This is a genomic window from Flavobacterium gelatinilyticum (genome assembly GCF_027111295.1).
Lineage (GTDB): Bacteria > Bacteroidota > Bacteroidia > Flavobacteriales > Flavobacteriaceae > Flavobacterium > Flavobacterium gelatinilyticum.
Map to the genome: position 1 here is coordinate 3329241 of NZ_CP114287.1, position 21499 is coordinate 3350739.

Here is a 21499-nt window from a genome sequence, read left to right on the forward strand (position 1 = left end):
TTATTTTCCTTCTAAAACAACTACTGAGAAAGGAGGAATTGTGATTTCAAGTTTTCCTTTTTTGTTTTCGAAACCTTTAAAAACTGTCGGAACAATTTTGTTTGGGCTCTCAAATGAATTGTAATCTTGTAATTTAGCCGATGTTATAACCGTTCCTGTGAAGTTTTTCAAATTCAGATCTTTTACATCAATTTCGATTTTGTTCTTATTTTTTGCATCAACATTGACCAATGAAATATGAACAGACCCGCTTTTATCTTTTGATGCCGATACTGAAACTGCAGGAAGTGTTTCTCCGTTAAAAGTATATAATGGCGACTGAAAGCTTACCGGCAATAATTTTGCGTCCTGATGCACGCTGTACATTTTCATTACATGATAGGTTGGTGTTGTAATCATTTTGGCTTTATCGGTAAGGATTACGGCTTGTAAAACATTAACACATTGTGCCAAATTTGCCATACGAACACGGTCTGCGTGGTTATTGAAAATGTTTAAGGTCGCTCCGGCCAGAACAGCATCACGCATTGTATTCTGCTGGTATAAAAACCCAGGATTGGTTCCTTTTTCTACTTCGTACCAGCCTCCCCATTCGTCAACAATCATGGCTACTTTTTTCTCAGGATCGTATTTGTCCATAATAGCCGAATGTTTGGTCACAAGTTCTTCCATTTTTAAGGCTGACTGCATGGTTTTGAAATAGCCTTCTTCTGTAAATTCTCTGTCGCTTCCTTTTTTGCCCCAGTCAATTACAGCATAATGATGAACACCTACACCGCCTAACATATTTAACGGAATACCTTTCATTAAGACTTCTGTCCAGTTGTAATCGGCGCTGTTTGATCCTGACGCAATTCTTGTAATGCCTCCTGTATTTTCCCAGTCTGACATAAAAGTAGCATATTTACGGTATTCGCCTGCGTAATATTCTGCGGTCATGTTGCCGCCGCATCCCCAGGCTTCATTTCCAATTCCCCAGTATTTTACTTTCCAAGGTTCTTTTCTTCCATTTTTCGCACGTAAATCACTCATCGGACTTTTACCGCTGAAATTCGTGTACTGAACCCAGTCGGCCAGTTCCTGAACCGTTCCGCTTCCTACGTTTCCGGATAAATACGGTTCTGCTCCAAGAAGTTCACACATATTCAGGAAATCGTGTGTTCCAAAACTGTTGTCTTCGGTTACGCCACCCCACCATTTGTTTACAATAGTTGGTCTTTGTTCTTTTGGTCCAATTCCGTCTTTCCAGTGATAGGTATCGGCAAAACAGCCGCCCGGCCATCTCAGGTTTGGAATTTTTAAATCTTTTAAAGCCTTTACAATATCATTTCTTACTCCGTTTGTATTTGGAATTTTCGAAGTGTCTCCCACAAAGAAACCTCCGTAAATACAACGGCCTAAATGCTCCGCAAAGTGACCGTAAATGTTTTTGTCGATTGTTGGCGCATCAGCCGTATTTTTAATGGTTACTGCTGTTTGTGCAAAACTAAACTGATTGCAAAACGTAATAAGAAATGTGATTAAAAGTGCTTTTTTCATAGTGATATTGGGTTGTAGAGGAAAGTCCAAAAACTTTCCTCTGAATTTTATTTTTTAATAAGAAAGTGCTGGCCATCCTGACGCCCATGTAAAATATACGATTTCGAGTTTTGGATTTCCGTTATCGGCTTTGTCATAATAATGAACAGCTCCTTTTTGAGTTCCTGTGATTCTGGACAAATGTCCCGGACCAATATAATTTCCCTGAGAAGCCAGGACGGTTGTACCGCCGCCATTTTTTAGAGAAACTCCGTTTTTATCTACAAAAGGTCCAAACGGACTTGCAGAGCGGCCTACAACAATGTAATATGTACTGTTTACGCCATTGCAGCAAGTACCTCTATTAACAAACATATAATAATAGCTTCCTTCTTTAATTAGGCACGGAGCTTCCCAAGAAGCACTGTTTCCGCCGGCAACAATGGTTCTGCTTCCTGTGGCTTTTCCTGTTGATGGATTAATCTGAATCACGCCAATTCCGGCATGCCACGAACCATACGCCATGTAAACGTTGTTTCCATCAACTAAAATAGAAGGATCGATTGCATTTACATCTGATGCTGATGAAGAAGAAACTACAACACCTCGGTCTGTCCAGTTTGTTCCTGCACTCTGTGAAATAGCCGGAGTTGTTACAAGTCCGATTGCCGAAGTTGCGGCACCAAAAGTAGAACAGGAATAATACAAGTTCCATCTGTTATTAAACCAGGCAACATCCGGTGCCCAGAAAGTCTTAACAAATCCCGGAACATAACCCGAAATCCATCCGGGCGTAGAGGAGAAAACCGATGTTCCCCATGCCCAGCTTGTTAAGTTTGTTGAATATGTTACCGGTATATTATCTCCGGTTGTAAATACATAATAATTAACCCCGCTTTTTACAATGGTGCTTGGATCGTGCGAAGGCACATTTCCGGCGACTGTTTTGGCAGTTACATTTTTAACCTGTGAATCCTGAGCGTCTGCAGCTGCAACAGCTGTCTCTGTTGGGACAATATCTTCATTCTGGCAACCTAATACTAATACTGCTAATAAAACCAAACTTATAATTGTTTTCATTGTGATATAATTTTAGTTACTGATAAAAATTGTTACTCGTGTATTCCAAATTCTAAGGCATAATATCATGTGAAGATTTTTACGCCTTCACATGATATCAGGTATTTAAACTAACTCAAACTAAATATTAATAACTGTCATTTTGAACGGTTCCGGGATTGTTATCCATTTCTAACTGCGGAATCGGGTAGTATTCTCTTCCTTTTGTATAGGAATTAAACTCGGCATCCCTTGCTTTTAACCAGTTTAGTTTTTCCAGATTATCGAGCCATCCCCAACGGCGGATATCATCAAAACGATGTCCTTCAAGAGGGAATTCAAGGAATCTTTCGTGGCCAATCTGCTCTCTCATCTGCTCCTGACTCATTCCTGGTTTTGCCACAGATAAATCCGGCAGGTTTACACGGTTTCTTACCATTTGAATGTAAGTATAAGCTCCTGGTGTGTCGCCTGTTTCGTTTAAACATTCGGCGTACATTAAAAGGATATCGGCGTAGCGTAACAATCGCTCGTTTATACCGGAACGCCAGTCGTATTCGTCTGCAAATTCTCCATCAGAGTTTTGGTATTTTCTACAGAATAAATCGTTTAGATCGCCTGGACTTGCAGCGTAGAAAGTGGCAAAATCTTTTCCATATAATTTTGTTCCCGGTTTATTATAGAAGATAGTAGCATCTAAACGAGGATCATCTTCTCCTGTTTTTGTTTTTTCCTGTTTAAATTCATTAAACAATGCCCAGGTTGGCTGCACATCCGTCCATCCGAATGCTCTAGGTGCATACGTAATAGCTCTGGCCGATGTTTTTCCCCAGCCGGAAGCAGGTGCACCTCCCCAGCCTAAATCTACTCCTCCGGCATCTCTGCTGAATTGTACTTCAAAAAGAGACTCAGAATTGTTTTCATTTGCGGTTGTAAAATTATCCCTGTAATTGGCTACTAAAGAATAAACTCCTAAATCTATTACCTGCTTAAAAGTAGTTCTTGCGTTGGTAAAATCTTTGGTAAATAAATAGGCTTTTCCTAAATATCCTAATGCTGCCCCTTTTGTTGCACGTCCTTTTTGTCCGGCATCCAGTCCAGAAATTCCGTCATACGATGTTGGCAGTAATTCGGCTGCTGCTTTGAAATCGGCTATAACCTGCGCCCAGCCGTCTGCCTGGCTTTTTTGAGGATAATAAACGGCTAATTCTGTTGGCAGCGGTACATTTTTAAACAAGTTTACAGCGTGAAAAAAATACAATCCTCTTAAAAAATAAGCCTGTCCTAAGATTCGGTTTTTAAGGGCTGCATCTGCAAATTCAATGTCCGGAACTTTAGTCAGAACCTGATTGGCTCTGTAAATCCCCTGATAATAGGTTTCGAAAGCCCATCCATAAATTGAAGCATCGGCTACATTCGAGTTAAAGTGCCCTGCATTGTACATAGAACCCCAAGGGCTGTTGGTACGGGCATCATCGGCTCTGGCATCAAGAAGTAATGGTGTACTTCTCATATAGGTTCCATCTGTTAATAAGCTTCCGTAAGCGGCATTTACGCCCAAAATTGCATCTTCATCTGTCTGCCAGAATGTATCGACAGCATCATTATTTGGGTCAAGCTGGATCAAATCTTCATCTTCAACACAGCTTGTCGTTACTACAGCCAGTGAAAAGAAAATTGCTATATAGTTAAATATTTTATATTTCATTTTAATACGTTTTTAATTGATTGAACCAAGTTTAGAAATTTACCTCAACACCCAAAGAAATAGTTCTTGGATTTGGGAAAGATCCCGCATCATATCCTCTTGAAAGCAAACCCTCGCTTGTAAAATCAGGATCATATCCTTTATACTTTGTGATCGTTAGTAAATTCTGTCCATTAATATAAACCTTCGCTTTTTGAATAAATTTGTCTTTTAAAGGAATATTATAGCCAATTTCCATTGTTTGTAGTCGCAGATAGTTACCACTTTCAATAAAGCGGTCCGAATCTCTTGCGTTCCCGTTTGGATCACCAATAACCGGAGCCGGTATATTCGTATTTGTATTTGTAGGTGTCCAGTAATTCAATTCGTCTTTATGGTGATTGGTGTATTGTCCAATCATTAAATTGCGGTACATGGCATTAAATATTTTGTTTCCGCCTGCTCCCTGCCAGAACATAGAGAAATCAAAATTTGCATAAGAAGCACTAAAGTTCATTCCGAAACTATATTTAGGAATGGTTGTACCCTGAAAAGTTCTGTCGGCATCTGTAATGATTCCGTCACCATTTACATCTCTAAACTTAACATCTCCGGGAGCAGCACCTGTTTGTTTTGGTGAAGAAGCTACCTCAGCCGCGCTCTGGAAAATACCAATCGCTTCCCATGCATAAAGTTCTCCAACAGATCGTCCTACTTCTGTTTTTGCAACCACTCCGTAAAGTGGATTTCCGTTTACCCCTATTTTGGTAACTTCATTTTTTAACGTACCGAAATTAGCCGAAATATCATATTTAAATTTATGATGGTGATTGCTGTAAGAAGCTGTAAATTCCAATCCTTTATTTTGCATATCTGCGGCATTGGTGAAAATACTGGCTGGAAAAGCACCTGTAGAATATGGCAGCGGCACTGTTACTAAAATATCTGTAACTTTCTTTTTAAAATATTCTGCCGTAAACTGCAGGTCATTATCAAAAAAGCCCAATTCTAAAGCAATATTACTGCTGGCTGTTTTTTCCCATTTTACATTAGGGTCAAGTGAACTTACTACAGTAGTACCGGGAGCTAGTTCGTTGTTAAAATCATAACTTGCAAAACTATTTACTGTAGAAGCAAAAAAGTATTGTGTAATCGTATTATTTCCTAATGTACCATAACCTCCTCTAAGCTTTATATTGCTTACCCATGATGGCAGTTTAATGAATTTTTCGTTGCTGATTTTCCATCCTCCTGAAAAAGAGTAAAAATTTGCAGAATTGTTAATCGCACTAAAAAGAGACGTTTTATCCTGTCTGAAATTTGCCTGAAGCAAATAACGATCATCAAAAGCATAATTCAGCCTGCTGATATACGATATACCTGTAATGGTAAATTTATATTCGCCGCCGTCTCTCGAATCAGCGTATTGAAGCATACTAATTTCGCCCGGTTTGTATCCTACGCCTCTTGACCAGTGGTTATAGTTATCTCTTCTTTCCTGAATCCATCCTGCTAAGGCATCCAGTTTATGTCTTCCTAGCGTAATTTCGTAAGTCAATAAATTGTTCATGAACGTTCTTAGTTCATTTCCGTTCGAAATATCCAAAGAAGCTTCATCATTTGTGGTAATATAATACCATCCTAAATCACTTGGCGGCATGAATTTGCGGTTCTGCCAGTCGGTTCTGTCGTAACTTACATCCAGTTTATATTTTAAACCCGGTAAGATTTCAAGTTCTCCCCATATATCCCCAAGGAAACGATTTCTTTTTCCATTATTTTCAATCAGGTTATTAAACCCAATCGGGTTCATTGAAATAGCTCTTTGTGTCAGGTTATCGGTTCCTCCATAGCCTCCCAGTCTATTTGGATCATAAACCGGCATTGTTGGAACAGCTCCTAATATATCGCTGATAACAGTCTGACCGGCATTGTACTCATTAAAAATTTCTTTGTCAGATTGTGTATATGCTATTTTAGCCCCGTATTTAAATTTTCCTTTTTTACCATTTAAATTTAAATTTGTTGACAATCTCTCATATTCCTGAGGTGTTCTGATATAACTGGAGTTTTTAAAGTAATCAACATTAAAGCTGTAAGCCATGCTTTCTGCACCTCCGTTAAGAGTAAGTGCCTGATTTTGTACCACTCCGGTCTGAAAAGATTCTTTCTGCCAGTCTGTGTTTACATTTGTAATATACGATGGGCTGCTTGGGTCATTTCCGGGTGCAATATTCACGGCAACTCCTGCTCTTAAGTCTCTGTTGCGTTCTGCTTCGCTGGTAATTCTCTGATATTCTGCACGATCTGTTACGTCCCATTTCTTTGTTACATTCTGAAGCCCCACAATGGATTTAAATTTAACATCCATTCTTCCCGTTTTGCCCTTTTTAGTTGTAATAATTATAACTCCATTGGCACCGCGAACTCCATAAATAGAAGCAGAAGAAGCATCTTTTAAAACCTGCATCGATTCGATTTCTCCAGGTGCAAAATCATAAGGAGCATCTACCATAATACCGTCAATTACGAAAAGCGGATTATTGTTTGTAAATGAAGTTATCCCTCGAATTTTTACATTTACAAAGCCGCCCGGTTCTCCAGAAGATTGTACCGTAACACCCGGCACCTGCCCCTGAAGCATTTTTGCAGCATCGTACGTAACTGTTTTTTTAGCTGATTCTAAGTTCACCACACTTACAGATCCCGTTAAATCTGATTTCTTTTGAGTTCCGTAACCAATTACGACTACCTCATTAAGCTTATTGGTGTCTTCTGTAAGCACAGCATTTACTTTGGTTTGAGATCCTACTGTGATTTCTTTGTTAATAAACCCTATAAATGAAAAAACTAAAACATCATTTGGCGATGCATTAATCGTGTACTCTCCGTCAAAACCGGATACGGCAACGGTTTTGGTTCCTTTAATTACAATGTTAACACCCGGCAGCGGTAAGTTGTCCTGACCCGATGTAACAACACCGCTAATCGTTTTGCCCTGAGCAGACATTTGATTAACAGCAAAAGCCAGCATTACAAATGCTAAAAGCCATTCTTTTTTTGGCAGCAATAAATTGCAGTAAAAAATTAATTTTTGGTTAGTCATAAGTGGTATTTTTATAAGTGGTTAGATAGTATGCAGAATATTAAGTGTTAATTCTACATTTGTAAATTTAACTAAAAAAAAAGCGCAATAACAAATTAAAACTGCAAAAAAAGCCTCAAAAAAAAATACATATCGCAAATTAAGTGTGTATATAACATTTAATTTTTCATGTATTTTTCAAAAATTACAACGTTTTCTTAAAGTTAATTGTGTAAAAAATACACTTTTTATTAAAAAGTAGTTTTTTAATCAAAAAACTGTAGTTTTAATAAAAATTACAAATAAGCTGTTTTTTAGTAATTTGAATGGAAAAAAAATGTATTTTTGAAAGAAAAATACTGTTTATTTTTAATGCTTTTTTATGAAACAATCTTATTTTTTATAAAAAACCATCCTTCTCTGTCCTGTTTTTGTCTTAAAAAAACCTTAAAAGAGAAAAATGAATGTTATTTTTATGTAAAAAGTCATTTTTTAAACTCTATTTTTGATGAGTTATTTATGCAAGTGTAAAATCTACATTAATAAATTATGAAACAAATCAGGAAGTTTATATATTTACACATAAATTATTGAATATGCTAAACACTTATAGCTCTGCCGATAAGGTCCTACTTGCGGTAGACTGCATCATTTTCGGATTCGACAATGAAGGCTTGAAAATACTTCTGATCAAAAGGGATTTTGAACCTGAAAAAGGAAAATGGTCTTTGATTGGAGGGTTCTTAAAAAAAGACGAAGTCCTGGATGATGCTGCCATGAGAATTCTAAATACCTACACCGGTTTACACGATATATATATGGAGCAGCTTTATGCTTACAGTGAAATTAATCGTGACCCGGTCGAAAGAACTATTTCGGTTTCTTACTACGCCCTGATCAATATTGAAAATCACAATGCTGAATTAATAAAAAATTACCATGCTGAATGGTTCCCTATTAATGATGCACCAACCCTGATTTTTGACCATAACGAAATGCTTCATAATGCTGTTAAGCGACTTCGTTATAAAACATCGATTAAGCCAATCGGGTTTGAACTGCTGCCGGAAAAATTCACTATGCGTCAGTTATTAGAATTATACGAGGCTATTTTGAGCAAGGAATTAGATAAGAGAAATTTTATCAGTAAAATAAATTCTTTGGAAATCCTGAACAAACTCGATGAAAAAGATATGCAGTCGTCCAGAAAAGGATCTTATTTGTATACTTTTAATAAAGAAAAATACGAGGAGAAACTGCTTAACGATTTCGTCCTGAACCTATAAAAAAACAAAACCCTGAAATCCACAACTTTCAGGGTTTTTTCTTCAATAAAACTACTATTAAAAAAAATAAACAAAATTATTATCTTTTAACCTTTGTGTAAAACGGTCATTATGAACACTAACCGTTTAATATAAAAATTAATAAGTGTGTATTTTACATTTGCAAATGAAGTAAAATAATTGGTTAAAAACAAGAAAAATTACGCCGTTATTCTTTTTATTAATTAACCGTTATTTTTTTGAACAAAAGAACGGTTATTTGTGACATAATCCAAGAAATTTCGACAAAATAGTTTCTTTATAGAGAATTTCGAATAATGAGTGATGACTTGTTTTCGATTTGTTCTTTTTTCCCTCTCAGCACCATCTGTGCCAAAATTTTTCCCATAGCTTCAAAATGAGTCGAAATTGTCGTGATGCCGCTGGCCACAATTTTCTTTAACGGTGTTTCATTGTACGATATAATTCCAAAATCAGTTCCGAGTTTTAAATTTTTATCTCTTGCATTCTCAATTACACGCACCAAATCCCGGTCATTGGGTATAATGTACAAATCTCCTGATGTAATTTCTCTGTTTGTAAACTCGGTAATAATTTCCGACTCAAAATGGTATTCTGCACAAAAATCTTCAAAACCCATTTTCATTCCCAGCGGTTCCCGAAATCCCGGAAAAATCAAAATCAGTTTTTTGTACTTGCTCAGTTTTTCTTTTCCTTTGCTCAACCCTTCAAAAATATCCTTCTGGTGATTTTGATAAATGGCAGGATACATTTTTAAATCCGGATTGGTCTGATCCAGTATGATAACATCCGCTACTGGTAGGGTTTTTATCGAAGCCACAATATTTTTCAGATTTGTAGGCATTAAAATGTATTTGGTATAATTTCCATTACTGTCATTTATCAGTTTTTGAAAAACTTCGCTGTTAAAATGATGGAAGAAAATTTCGACCTGAACATTTTTTCCAATATTATTCAAAAACGAATTATAAATGTCTTCTTTAAAACTGTTCAATTCATCAAATAATAAAAAAATCTTCTGTTTTATAGTGATTTCAACGCTTTTAACATAATATCCCTTGCCAGGAATGGCATAAATTATCCCTCTTTTTTTCAGGTCGTCATAGGCTAATAAAACGGTATCCCGCGACAACGAAAACGCAAGACAAACTTTATTTACTGAAGGCAGCCGGTCGCCTTTTGCCAGTTTTTCTTCTTCAATTCCTTTTTCAATTGAAAGAATAATCTGCTTATATTTTGGAAGTCCAATATTATTCTGAATGGATATGATATTCATAAAAGAAATATTTTAGCAGCAAATATACAAAACTGGTAGGTACTGGTATGTAAAATTAAAAGTTGTTTTTATTTTTGAATTTCAACTATTAGTAAAAATACTATGGAAATAAAACATAAATCACATTTTCAGGATACATCTTTTTTTAAATCTTTTGGTTTAATGCCGGATGGCAGCGAAATTTTTGTTTTTGAACTGCAAAACAAAAACGGAATGAAAGCTGAAATACTTAATTACGGAGCAGCTGTAAAATCGATACAAATTCCGGTCGATGGAAAACTGGTTGATGTTGTTTTAGGTTTCGATTCTCTCCAGTCGTATTTAGAATCCTATAATCTGCCAAGTGCCCCTTACTTTGGAACTACAGTTGGCCGATATGCCGGAAGAATTCACAACGGCGTTTTTTCTTTAAACGGAAAAACCTATGAACTGGCGAAAAACAATAATGGTAATTCGCTTCATGGCGGTAATTTGGGTTTCTGCAAAAAGGCATGGATTGTAAGCAATCAGACTTCGGGAGAAAATCCATCAGTCACTTTTACGCTTGTAAGTGAAGACGGAGACGAAAATTATCCGGGCGAACTTACAGTGGATTTAACCTATACCCTAACAGAAGAAAATGAATTGAAACTGGAATACAAAGCGGTTTCTACAGAAGATACGGTTATAAATTTAACGCATCACAGTTATTTTAATCTTGACGGTCATGACGGAAATGTTCTTAACCAAAAGGTTTTTGTTGAGTCTGAAAAAATACTGGAAACAGATTCAGATAATATTCCAACCGGAAATTTTACGGATCTTAACAATCATAAATTCGATTTCAGATCGCCGCAGCAATGTCCGGAATCTATCGACAATTCGTTTGTAGTAGAAAAAACAAATCATGCTGCTGCTGCTGTCTTATACAGCTCTAAAAACAACCTGAAAATGGATGTTTACACAGATCAGCCAAGTGTACATATATATGTAGGCGGTAATTGTTTTGATATTTTAAAAGGAAAAAACAATACTACATACCACAAAACAAGCGGTATTTGCTTTGAAACTCAAAACTTTCCAGATGCACCTAACCAAAAGCATTTCCCAAATTCTGTTTTGAAAAAAGGCGAAGAATACACACAGAAAACCATTTACAAGTTCGAAAATATAAGCTAAAAGCTAACTACCAATTACCAATACAAAAAAAATGAATGAAATTTTAATACAAAACACCACTGCTTTTTTTGAAAAGTCTTTTGGGTCTGCTCCTCAAAAAGTAGTTCTTTCTCCTGGAAGAATTAATATCATTGGAGAACATATTGATTATAATGACGGTTACGTACTGCCTGCCGCTATTGATAAAGTAATTTGTTTTGCTTTCGAAAAAAACAATACAAAGACATCAAAAATCATTGCAATCGACTTAAATGAAGAGTTTGAAATCGATTTGACTGCCAAAGTTGAGCTTAATGATGTGGTTTGGACCAATTATATCCGTGGTGTAATTAAGCAATTACAGGATAACGGATTTTCTTTTGAAGGATTTAACTGCGTTTTCAGCAGTAACATTCCGGTTGGTTCAGGATTGTCATCTTCGGCTGCTTTAGAGTGCGGGATGATCTTCGGCATTAAATCTCTTTTTGATTTAAAAATTGAAAAAGTCGATATAGCATTATTAGGACAAAAAGCAGAACACTGGGTAGGTATCAACTGCGGTATTATGGACCAGTTTTCCAGCGTACACGGTCTTGAAAATAAAGTAATAAAATTAGACTGCAATACACTGGATTTTGAATATCACAATGCTGATTTCAAAGATTATTCGCTTGTTTTGTTTGACAGTAATGTAAAACATTCTCTTTTTACATCTGAATACAACACCCGCAGAATCGAATGTGAAGAAGGTTTATCGATTATAAAAAGTAATTTTCCTGAAGTAAAAAGTTTTAGGGATGCTTCTGAAGAACAGGTTTTGAGTCTTAAAGATAAAATGAGCGCAAAAGTTTTCAGCCGTGTTCATTTTGTTGTAAAAGAAATCAACCGCGTTGTAAAAGCCTGCGAAGCCCTGGATCAGGGAAATATAGAACTATTAGGACAATTGCTGTTTGATACTCATTACGGATTATCTCAGGAATATGAGGTAAGCTGCGCTGAACTTGACATGCTTGTAGACACGGCAAAAGCCGATGATTCGATCATAGGATCGCGTCTTATGGGAGGCGGATTTGGAGGCTGCACCATAAATTTAATAAAAAAAGGTCACGAAAATGAGGTAAAAAGTAAGTTTTCAAATCTTTATTTAGATACATTTGGGATTGAATTAAAATTCTATGATGTAAAAATCTCAAATGGAACAACATTACTTTAATACAAGACAGCACAATGAAAAATTTTGACATTAACGAAGATCCGCACAGACGTTTTAATCCGCTAATCAACGAATGGGTTTTAGTATCACCTCATCGCGCAAAACGTCCGTGGCAGGGACAAAATGAAACTATTTCTACAGAATCACTTCCTAAATACGACGAGACATGTTATTTATGTCCGGGAAATGTTCGTGCAAATGGCGTAAGCAACCCTGCATATAAAAACAGTTTTGTTTTTGATAATGATTTTGCCGCAATGAAACAGGACGAAATTATTTTTGAAGAAGATATTAAACATACTTTTTTTAAAGCAAAACCGGAACAGGGAATTTCGAGAGTAGTTTGTTTTTCACCAAGACATGATCTTACGCTTCCTGAAATGGAAGTTGCCGATATCGAAAACATTGTAAGAACCTGGCAGAAAGAATATACAGATCTTGGAAGTATTAAATACATCAACCACGTTCAGATTTTTGAAAATAAAGGAAGTGTTATGGGATGCAGCAACCCGCACCCGCACGGACAAATCTGGGCACAGTCATCACTGCCTACTCAGGTTGAGAAAACGCACAACAGCTTAAAAGCCTATTACGATAAAAACCAAAGAACGCTTTTAGAAGATTACGTTCAGGCCGAATTAAGAGTAGGAACCCGAGTTGTACTCGAAAACGATCATTTCGTGGCATTGGTTCCGTTCTGGGCAATCTGGCCTTACGAAACAATGATTGTAAGTAAAAAAGCCATCAGTAAAATCACTGATTTTAATGCTGATGAAGTTAAGGCTTATGCTAAAATCTTAAAGCAATTAACGATTAAATACGATAATTTATTCAGCACCTCGTTCCCGTATTCATCAGGAATCCATCAGGCACCAACAGATGGTTTTGATCATCCGGAATGGCATTTCCACATGCATTTTTACCCGCCTTTGTTACGTTCGGCTACGGTAAAAAAATTCATGGTAGGGTACGAAATGATGGGAGAATCGCAAAGAGATATTACTCCTGAAAAAAGTGCCGAAATTTTAAGGCAGCAGGCTGAAATACATTATAAAGCAGCAGTAAAAATTGACTAAAAATAGTAATGTAACAGGCGCCGGATAAAAATTTAACAGAATATCCTGCAGATAAATGTAAATAATACATTTAAAATAACAGATTTATCAGTTTTTATTTTAAATTTGGCTCCTGTTCATGTTTTAATAAAAAAATAACACTATAAAAACACATATTACATTTTTAATCAAATTAAACCACACAAAAACCATTTTCAAACTTTAAACAAACAAATACCTTATACTAATTATCTAAAATACTATTAACAATGAACCAAAACCTCTCCTTCGCAGATTATGCGGTTTTTATTATCTATTTTATTGTAGTCTCTGTCTACGGCTACACCGTTTACCGCAAGCGTAAACAAGACGAGCAGGACGCTAAAGCATACTTTTTGGCCGAAGGTAACTTAACCTGGTGGGCTATTGGGGCTTCATTAATTGCTTCTAACATCTCAGCAGAACAATTCATCGGAATGAGCGGTGAAGGTTTCTTTTTAGGAATCGCTGTTGCAGCTTACGAATGGCTTGCAGCTGTTGCTCTTATTATTGTTGCCGTATGGTTCATTCCTGTATATCTTAAAAATAAGATTTACACTATGCCACAATTCTTAAAAACACGTTATAACGAGTCTACTGCACTTATTATGGCTGTTTTCTGGTTGTTTTTATACGTTTTCGTAAACTTAACTTCTATTTTATATTTAGGAGCTGTAGCCATCAACGGATTAGCGGGAGGTGAATATCTTCACGTAATTATGGTTGGTTTAGCAGTATTTGCTTTGTTCATTTCGTTAGGAGGAATGAAAGTGGTTGCTTATACTGACGTTATTCAGGTTGCCGTGTTAATCATTGGAGGTTTAGTAACTTCTTATATCGCTCTTACTACTGTTGGAGAATATTTTGGCGTGGGCCAGGATGCTATCGCAGGTTTCAAAGTCTTAATGAGAGAAGCCCCTGAGCATTTCAAAATGATTATTCCGGAACCAACTGCCACTTCATCTCAGGAAGAAATCAATAAATATTTAACTTTCCCTGGTTTAATGTCTTATGTTGCCGGTATCTGGATCATTAACTTAAACTATTGGGGATGTAACCAGTACATTACACAAAGAGCTCTTGGTGCAGATTTACAAACAGCCCGTACTGGAATTTTATTTGCCGGTATGTTAAAATTATTAATGCCGCTTATCGTAATGCTTCCGGGTATTGCTGCTTATGTTTTATATACAAACGGACATTTACCTCAATTAGTTGGAGGAAAAGACGGTGCTTACTCTGCTGTATTAACATTCCTTCCAACCGGATTAAAAGGACTTTCTGTTGCGGCTTTAACTGCTGCGATCGTAGCTTCATTAGCTGGAAAAGTAAACAGTATCTCTACTATCTATACTTTAGATATTCATAAAAAATACATCCAGAAAGAAGCCGGCGAAAAACAACAGGTAAACATTGGTAGAATTGCCGTTTTTGCTGCTATGCTTTTAGCAGTATTATTTACATGGAATGATATCTTAGGAATTGGCGGTGTCGGCGGATTCACTTATATCCAGAAATATACAGGATTCATCAGCCCTGGAGTATTTGCAATGTTCTTCCTTGGTATGTTCTGGAAAAGAACTACAGGAGCAGCTGCAATTGTGGGTGTAATTTTAGGATTTGTATTATCTGTTTTATTCAACGAATATGCTCCGGCTTTATTCGGAAACGAAACACTTTTATATACAGCTTATCCTAACGGAAAAGGCGCTTTCGAAATTCCATTCCATATTTGTATGGGATTATCATTCTTCATCACCATGTTAGTAATGATCTTAATGAGTTTCGCAGGACCAAAAGTTAACCCTAAAGCATTCGAGACTGAACCTGGAATGTTTAAAGTTAAACCACAAACAACGGTTTTAATTGTTATTACAATGTTGATTATCGTAGCATTATACGTTAAATTCTGGTAATAACTATCAATATAATTTTTAAGAAGGATCTCATTACTGAGATCCTTTTTTTATGGATTATCACCAAATAAAACACCTAAGCTATTGATAATGAATGTCTAAAAATTTTAACGAGAGAAATAATAATAAATACAGGTTTTAACGATCTCTTTTAACTACTTTCGTGCCTAAATTTTGACACCCATTTTCACTAAAAACAAGACCAATATGATTAAAAAACTACTCTTTATTTTACTCTTTTTCTGTGCTTTTTTTCAGGGGCATTCGCAGAAAGAATTATCAACTGACTACAAATACGATGTAAGCGCGCCTTACAAAGTTAGAGATGCCGAAGCCAAATATTATTTTGCACAAGGCAATGAAGTTGTTGCGATAAAATTTTACAAGAAAAAAATTTACATCCAGAAGTTTAATGCAGATAAGCCAGAATTTATTTCTGAAAAGGAATACGAAAAATACTTTCCAAAAGATCGTGTAATCGAAGCTGTTAAGGAAATCAACAACAATTTTTATATTTTCTATTCTATTTACGAAGATAAAAAAGAACAATTGTACAGCCAGCAGATTGATTTTGCAAAAGGAGAATTTTCAGGGAGCCCAAAACTTCTGATTACGGTTAACGAAAAAATAGTCCCAACTTATTTAGAGAGCGGCTACAAGTTTAACATTCTTCCCACTTTAGATAAAAAGTCTCTTTTGGTAAAATATCGTAAAAAACCGGAGTTTAAAAACGATAAAAAAAGTTTTGACATCATAGGATTATATGCTTTTGACGGAAACCTGAATAAAGTTTCAGACAAAGAAATTACAATGCCTTATACAGAACGCCGTATGGATAATCTGGATTACAAGATTGACAACAAATCAAATTTGTATATGCTGACCAAAGTATTTCATGATGACAGTAATGATGATAAAAAAAGTAAAAACGATACTGTAGCGAACTACCATATCGAATTGTTTACCATTTCGCCCGATTCTGAAAAAATGAACATTACAAAGATTGAGAATAAAGACAAATTTATTACCCGTCTCTGGATGTTTGATTCGCCTAAAGGAGGCGCATTTGTAGGCGGTTATTATAATAACGGAAAAGGAAAAGACTTTGCTGACAACTGCGATGGTATTATTTTGTATAAAATGAAAGAAGACGGCAGTTTGACTGATCAGTACAGTTATCAAATTCCTTTGGATTTAATTAACGAATACAGCAGCGAAAAAGAGAAGAAAAGAAACAACAAAAAAGAGGAAAAAGGCGAAGGTGCCAAAATAAAAAATTTAAAGCTGAAAGACCTTCATATGCGTGAAGACGGAAGCATTGTTCTCGTTGGCGAACAGGATTATACGGTTACCACAACCATAACCAGTTTCTCAAACGGAAGCACCAGTACGCATACCTCAACCAGTTATTATTTTAACGATATAATTGCTGCCAAAATTAACCCTGACGGAAAATTAGGATGGATGAAAAAAATCCCGAAGTTCCAAAGAGGTGGTGCCGGTCAGGGCAGTATGTCTTATAAATTTTTCTGTAACGATACCGATAATTTCTTCGTGTTTCTGGACAATGTAAAAAATATTGATCTTCCAATCGATAAAACACCTGCCATGCATTCAGACAAATACGGAGGTTACTTAACAGCGGTAAAGATCAATGATAAAACCGGAGAACTAAAAAAAGGTTCGATCATGAACCTGCGCGAAATAGAAGATTTTGAACTTTATCAGTTTTCTACAAAACGTTTAACCAAAACAAGCGACACGACTTTTGTGCTTGAAGCATACAAAAAGAAAAAAGAAGATGTAATGCTTAAAGTTACTTTAAAATAAAAAAAATAAGAGACCTACGGGTCTCTTATTTTTTTTATTTACTTTTATAAAGATCTATTTCTCTTTTAATAATTTTTCCAAATATTCAATTTTTTCTTTTTCAGCCTGAACCAAACGTTCATACAATTCAACAACTTTGTCAAGGGGATTGAATGTTGGCTGAAATTGAACATTTGAATTCATCGAAGCATTGTCATCTCAGCAAAAAAAAGCCCTGATTATTCAGAGCTTTGTTCTTTTTGCATATTTAGTAAATACGCCATATTGGCTATTACGTGATCGTGTTTTTTGACGAATGAATTTTCTTCGTCCCAGACATAACCCGCTAAAACAGCGCATATTTTTTCTTTTACTTCCGGGTTTTCGGGCTGATGGAAAAACAACGTCTGCAGGTTTCCTGTGTACCATTCTTGTACATAAGTAGTAAAAACTGCAATTCCGCGTTTCATGTATTGCGTGAATTCTTCCTCCCAATCAACAGGAATTCCTTGTGATTCTTTCAAATATAATTTTGCAGCCAGCATTCCGGACTCAGTTGCAAAAGCTACACCTGATGAAAATACAGGATCAAGGAATTCAGAACTATTTCCGGTTAAGGCAAAACCATCACCGTACATTCTTTTTACCGCTCTTGAATAGTTTTCAAGCTTTACAGGTTCAAATAAAAATTCTGTTCCTTTAAATCTTTTGATATAATAATCAGATTTCTGAATGGCATTTCGCAAAGCCTCAGCATTATCTTTATTTTCAGAAAGCGAATTGATAAAATCTGTTGGACCAACAACTCCTAAACTTGTATTTCCGTTTGAGAACGGAATTACCCAAAGCCAGACTTCGGTTTCCAGAATATCAAATGAAATTTGAGTTCCCTCTTCGCCTTCTTCTCTGTTAATGTCTTTTACATGAGTAAAAATAGATGAATGCGGATCTAATTTAGACGGCGTATCCAAATCTAAAAGTCTTGGTAAAACACGTCCGTATCCGCTGGAATCGATAATAAAATCAGCGTGGATTTCTTTTAAATTTCCGTCTTTATCTTTTACGATAGTTTTTGATTTTTTTCCTTCAAAAGAAACTTCCAAAACTTCGGTTTCAAATTCCAGATCAATACCTTTACGAACTACTTCCTGAGCCATAGTATTGTCAAAATCAGCACGCGGCACCTGCCAGGTCCAGTCCCAGCCTTCTCCAAATTTTTTACTGAAGTCAAAAACACATATTTCTTCTCCCCTGATAAAACGGGCACCTAGCTTTTTTTCAAAATTCATAGAATCAAGAGCTTCAAAAAGCTCAGCTTCAGCAAAATGATCCATTACACGAGGAATTAAACTTTCGCCAACCACAAGTCTCGGAAACTTTGTTTTTTCTACAACTTTTACTTTTACATTATTTTTATGAAGATATGATGCAGAAACACATCCTGAGGGTCCTGCCCCAATGACTAAAACATCTACAAACTCCTTTGTCATAATAAAAATATTATCAATTATTAACCTACATTTGCCATCATCAAAATAACTACATTTATTTTGATAAATAAAATTAAATTAGCACAACTAAAATCGATTTAATGAATACAATTAATGAATTTCTAAGTTTAGAAGAATTCGAGGCAATAATCTTTGGAAATCAAAAAGTTACAATTAGCGAAGTGGTTCTAAACCGAGTGAACGAAAGCTTTAATTTTCTAAAAGAATTCTCCGGAAACAAAGTAATTTACGGCGTAAATACCGGATTTGGGCCTATGGCTCAGTACAGAATTAAAGAATCCGATCAAATTCAGCTTCAATATAACTTAATCCGAAGCCACTCTTCCGGAACAGGAAAACCTTTAAGTCCGGCTTGTGCTAAAGCAGCGATATTAGCTAGATTGAATACACTTTCATTAGGAAATTCAGGAGTTCATCCTTCTGTAATTCATTTAATGGCAGAGTTAATCAACAAAGATATTACACCTCTTATTTTCGAACACGGCGGTGTTGGGGCAAGCGGCGATTTAGTTCAGTTATCACACTTAGCTTTAGTTTTAATTGGCGAAGGCGAAGTTTTTTATAAAGGAGACAGAAGACCAACTCAGGAAGTTTTTGAAATTGAAGGTTTAAAACCAATTCAGGTAGAAATCAGAGAAGGTCTGGCGTTAATCAACGGAACTTCTGTAATGACCGGAATTGGCGTTGTAAATATTCATCATGCCAAAAAATTATTAGACTGGTCATTAAAATCTTCATGTGCAATCAATGAACTGGTTCAGGCATATGATGATCATTTCTCTGCCGAATTAAACCAGACAAAACGCCATAAAGGACAACAGGAAGTGGCAGCGCAGATGCGTAAAAATCTTTCCGACAGTACTTTGATCCGTAAAAGAGAAGACCATTTATATTCTGGTGAAAATACCGAGGAAATCTTCAAAGAAAAAGTTCAGGAATATTATTCTTTAAGATGTGTTCCTCAAATTCTTGGGCCGGTTTTAGAAACTATCAACAATGTAGCTTCTATTCTGGAAGACGAGTTTAACTCTGCAAATGACAACCCGATTATCGACGTTAAAAACAAACACGTTTATCACGGAGGAAATTTCCACGGAGATTATATTTCGCTGGAAATGGATAAACTGAAAATCGTTATTACCAAATTAACGATGCTGGCAGAACGTCAGTTGAATTATTTATTAAATTCAAAAATCAACGAATTACTGCCTCCTTTTGTAAATTTAGGAACATTAGGATTTAATTTCGGAATGCAGGGTGTACAGTTTACCGCAACCTCAACCACTGCCGAAAGCCAGATGTTATCGAACCCAATGTACGTACACAGCATCCCGAACAATAACGACAATCAGGATATTGTAAGTATGGGAACAAATTCGGCTGTAATTACATCAAAAGTGATCGAAAATGCGTTTGAAGTATTAGCAATCGAGATGATCACCATTGTTCAGGCAATTGATTATTTAGGACAAAAAGACAAAGTTTCATCTGTAACCAAAAAATGGTACGATGATGTCCGCCAAATAATTCCAACATTTAAGGAAGATCAGGTTATGTATCCTTTTGTTCAAAACGTAAAAGATTATCTGATTAACAGTTAAAATTTTTTACCCTATATTATTAATATTGAATTTTAAATCATGAAAAAAACACTTATTTTTTTGCTGCTATTCTTTATTCAATTTGTTAATAGTCAAGAATTGGCATTAGTTAAAAAGAATTCAAAAATTGGATATATTTCCAAAGACGGATCTTTTAAAATCGAACCTCAATACAAATCAGCCAGAAGTTTTTCTGAAGGTTTAGCAGCTGTTGAAAACGGCGGCAAATGGGGATATATAGACTCTAAAGGAAGCTGGGTAATTCCTGCTGATTTTAAAGATGCCAAAGATTTTAACAACGGAATAGCAATCGTACAGAAAGATAAGGAATGGGTTTATATTAATACAAAAGGAGAAATCCAGAAAGCACCCGCTTCTGAAAAATTATATGATTTTAATGACGGTGTGGCTTTTATCAAACAAAACAATAAAATAGGGCTTATCAATAACAAAATGGCTGTGGTTTTAGAACCAAAGTACGATATGATCAAACCTTTTGAAAATGGTTTTGCAAGGGTCGAACTAAACAAAAACTGGGGAATTATTAATACCGACGGAAAAGAATTGGTAGAACCTGCTTATTCAGAAATTGGGAATTATTTTAAAAGTACAACCTGGGCCAGAAAAGACAAAACTTTCGGACTTGTAATTGGCGGAAAATTTGTTCCGGTTGATGGTGCTGAAAAAATATGGGATTTTGAAACTCAGGATCTCACATTTGCCAAAAAGAACGGAAAAATCGGGTATATTGATTTAAGAGGAAACTGGGCAATTCTTCCAATTTATGACAAAGGAAAAGCTTTTTCAAAAAATATGGCTCCGGTTCTGGTTGGAAAAAAATGGGGATTCATTAATCCGGAAGGAAAATTTATAATTGAACCAACGTACAGTGATGCCGAAGTTTTCAGTACAAACGGCCTTGCGCCTGTAAAAGAAAGCAATTGGGGATTCATTAACGAATCCGGCAAACTGGTAATCCCAACACAATACGGCATTACTACAAATGCTATTATTGCCATGTTTACAGATCAGGAAAAAGGATTTATAGGCGGAGTAGCAAGAGTAAAAAACGAAGGCAAATGGGGTTTTCTTAAACCAGATGGAACTGTTTTAGGAAATCAGTGGTTTGAAAATGCCGAATTGTTTTCTAAATCTGCCGAAAAAACTGCCAAAACCGAAACAGTTCAGGAAAAACCAAAACAGGAAGCAAAAGCTGAAACTAAAACAAAACCTGCGGCGAAACCTGCAGCGAAAAAAAAGAAGTAAATTTATCTCTGATAAAAAAT

14 protein-coding genes and 1 pseudogene are annotated in these 21499 nt (G+C 35.9%); 8 read left to right on the top strand and 7 right to left on the bottom strand.

Annotated features, from left to right (window positions below):
- From OZP11_RS14125 to OZP11_RS14140, 4 genes are all read right to left on the bottom strand, one after another.
- On the bottom strand, positions 1-1539 hold the full coding sequence (locus OZP11_RS14125) for an alpha-N-arabinofuranosidase (protein WP_281231196.1): 1539 nt from the start codon (positions 1537-1539) through the stop codon (positions 1-3).
- 54 nt (positions 1540-1593) lie between these two features.
- On the bottom strand, positions 1594-2598 hold the full coding sequence (locus tag OZP11_RS14130; protein WP_281231197.1) for an arabinan endo-1,5-alpha-L-arabinosidase: 1005 nt from the start codon (positions 2596-2598) through the stop codon (positions 1594-1596).
- A 127-nt stretch (positions 2599-2725) separates the two neighbouring features.
- Entirely contained in the window at positions 2726-4285 is a 1560-nt protein-coding gene (locus OZP11_RS14135; RefSeq protein WP_281231198.1) for a RagB/SusD family nutrient uptake outer membrane protein, read from the bottom strand.
- A 31-nt stretch (positions 4286-4316) separates the two neighbouring features.
- Entirely contained in the window at positions 4317-7370 is a 3054-nt protein-coding gene (locus tag OZP11_RS14140) for a SusC/RagA family TonB-linked outer membrane protein (RefSeq protein ID WP_281231199.1), read from the bottom strand.
- Between the two features lie 575 nt (positions 7371-7945).
- Between OZP11_RS14140 and OZP11_RS14145 the strand changes: the two genes are divergently transcribed.
- Positions 7946-8635 carry an NUDIX hydrolase gene (locus tag OZP11_RS14145; protein ID WP_281231201.1) on the top strand — a complete coding sequence of 230 codons (690 nt, stop codon included), beginning with the start codon at positions 7946-7948 and terminating at the stop codon, positions 8633-8635.
- Between the two features lie 298 nt (positions 8636-8933).
- Here OZP11_RS14145 and OZP11_RS14150 read toward each other — a convergent pair whose 3' ends face one another.
- The gene (locus OZP11_RS14150; RefSeq protein ID WP_281231202.1) at positions 8934-9932 is read right to left on the bottom strand and encodes a GntR family transcriptional regulator; all 999 of its coding nucleotides are present in this window, start codon (positions 9930-9932) and stop codon (positions 8934-8936) included.
- Between the two features lie 102 nt (positions 9933-10034).
- Between OZP11_RS14150 and OZP11_RS14155 the strand changes: the two genes are divergently transcribed.
- The 5 genes from OZP11_RS14155 to OZP11_RS14175 all read left to right on the top strand — a co-directional run bounded on the left by OZP11_RS14155 (position 10035) and on the right by OZP11_RS14175 (position 17122).
- Positions 10035-11090 carry an aldose epimerase family protein gene (locus OZP11_RS14155; RefSeq protein WP_281231203.1) on the top strand — a complete coding sequence of 352 codons (1056 nt, stop codon included), beginning with the start codon at positions 10035-10037 and terminating at the stop codon, positions 11088-11090.
- Between the two features lie 31 nt (positions 11091-11121).
- Positions 11122-12282 (top strand): galactokinase, encoded by a 1161-nt coding sequence (gene galK, locus OZP11_RS14160; protein WP_281231204.1) that lies wholly within the window; start codon positions 11122-11124, stop codon positions 12280-12282.
- A gap of 14 nt (positions 12283-12296) precedes the next feature.
- Positions 12297-13358 (top strand): UDP-glucose--hexose-1-phosphate uridylyltransferase, encoded by a 1062-nt coding sequence (locus tag OZP11_RS14165; RefSeq protein ID WP_281231205.1) that lies wholly within the window; start codon positions 12297-12299, stop codon positions 13356-13358.
- A gap of 248 nt (positions 13359-13606) precedes the next feature.
- A complete protein-coding gene (locus OZP11_RS14170; RefSeq protein ID WP_281231206.1) occupies positions 13607-15292 on the top strand; it encodes a sodium/sugar symporter in 1686 nt (561 codons plus the stop codon).
- A gap of 207 nt (positions 15293-15499) precedes the next feature.
- A complete protein-coding gene (locus OZP11_RS14175; RefSeq protein WP_281231207.1) occupies positions 15500-17122 on the top strand; it encodes a hypothetical protein in 1623 nt (540 codons plus the stop codon).
- Between the two features lie 54 nt (positions 17123-17176).
- Here the strand turns inward: OZP11_RS14175 and OZP11_RS14180 are convergent.
- Both OZP11_RS14180 and OZP11_RS14185 read right to left on the bottom strand, forming a co-directional pair.
- Positions 17177-17281 (bottom strand): annotated as a pseudogene (locus OZP11_RS14180) (transcriptional regulator); the annotation flags it as partial.
- Positions 17282-17340: 59 nt separating this feature from the next.
- A complete protein-coding gene (locus OZP11_RS14185) occupies positions 17341-18591 on the bottom strand; it encodes an NAD(P)/FAD-dependent oxidoreductase (RefSeq protein WP_281231208.1) in 1251 nt (416 codons plus the stop codon).
- Positions 18592-18692: 101 nt separating this feature from the next.
- Between OZP11_RS14185 and flxA the strand changes: the two genes are divergently transcribed.
- Positions 18693-20213 carry a flexirubin biosynthesis tyrosine ammonia-lyase FlxA gene (flxA, locus tag OZP11_RS14190; protein ID WP_281231209.1) on the top strand — a complete coding sequence of 507 codons (1521 nt, stop codon included), beginning with the start codon at positions 18693-18695 and terminating at the stop codon, positions 20211-20213.
- A gap of 99 nt (positions 20214-20312) precedes the next feature.
- Positions 20313-21479 (top strand): WG repeat-containing protein, encoded by a 1167-nt coding sequence (locus tag OZP11_RS14195; protein WP_281231210.1) that lies wholly within the window; start codon positions 20313-20315, stop codon positions 21477-21479.
- Positions 21480-21499: the final 20 nt, after the last annotated feature.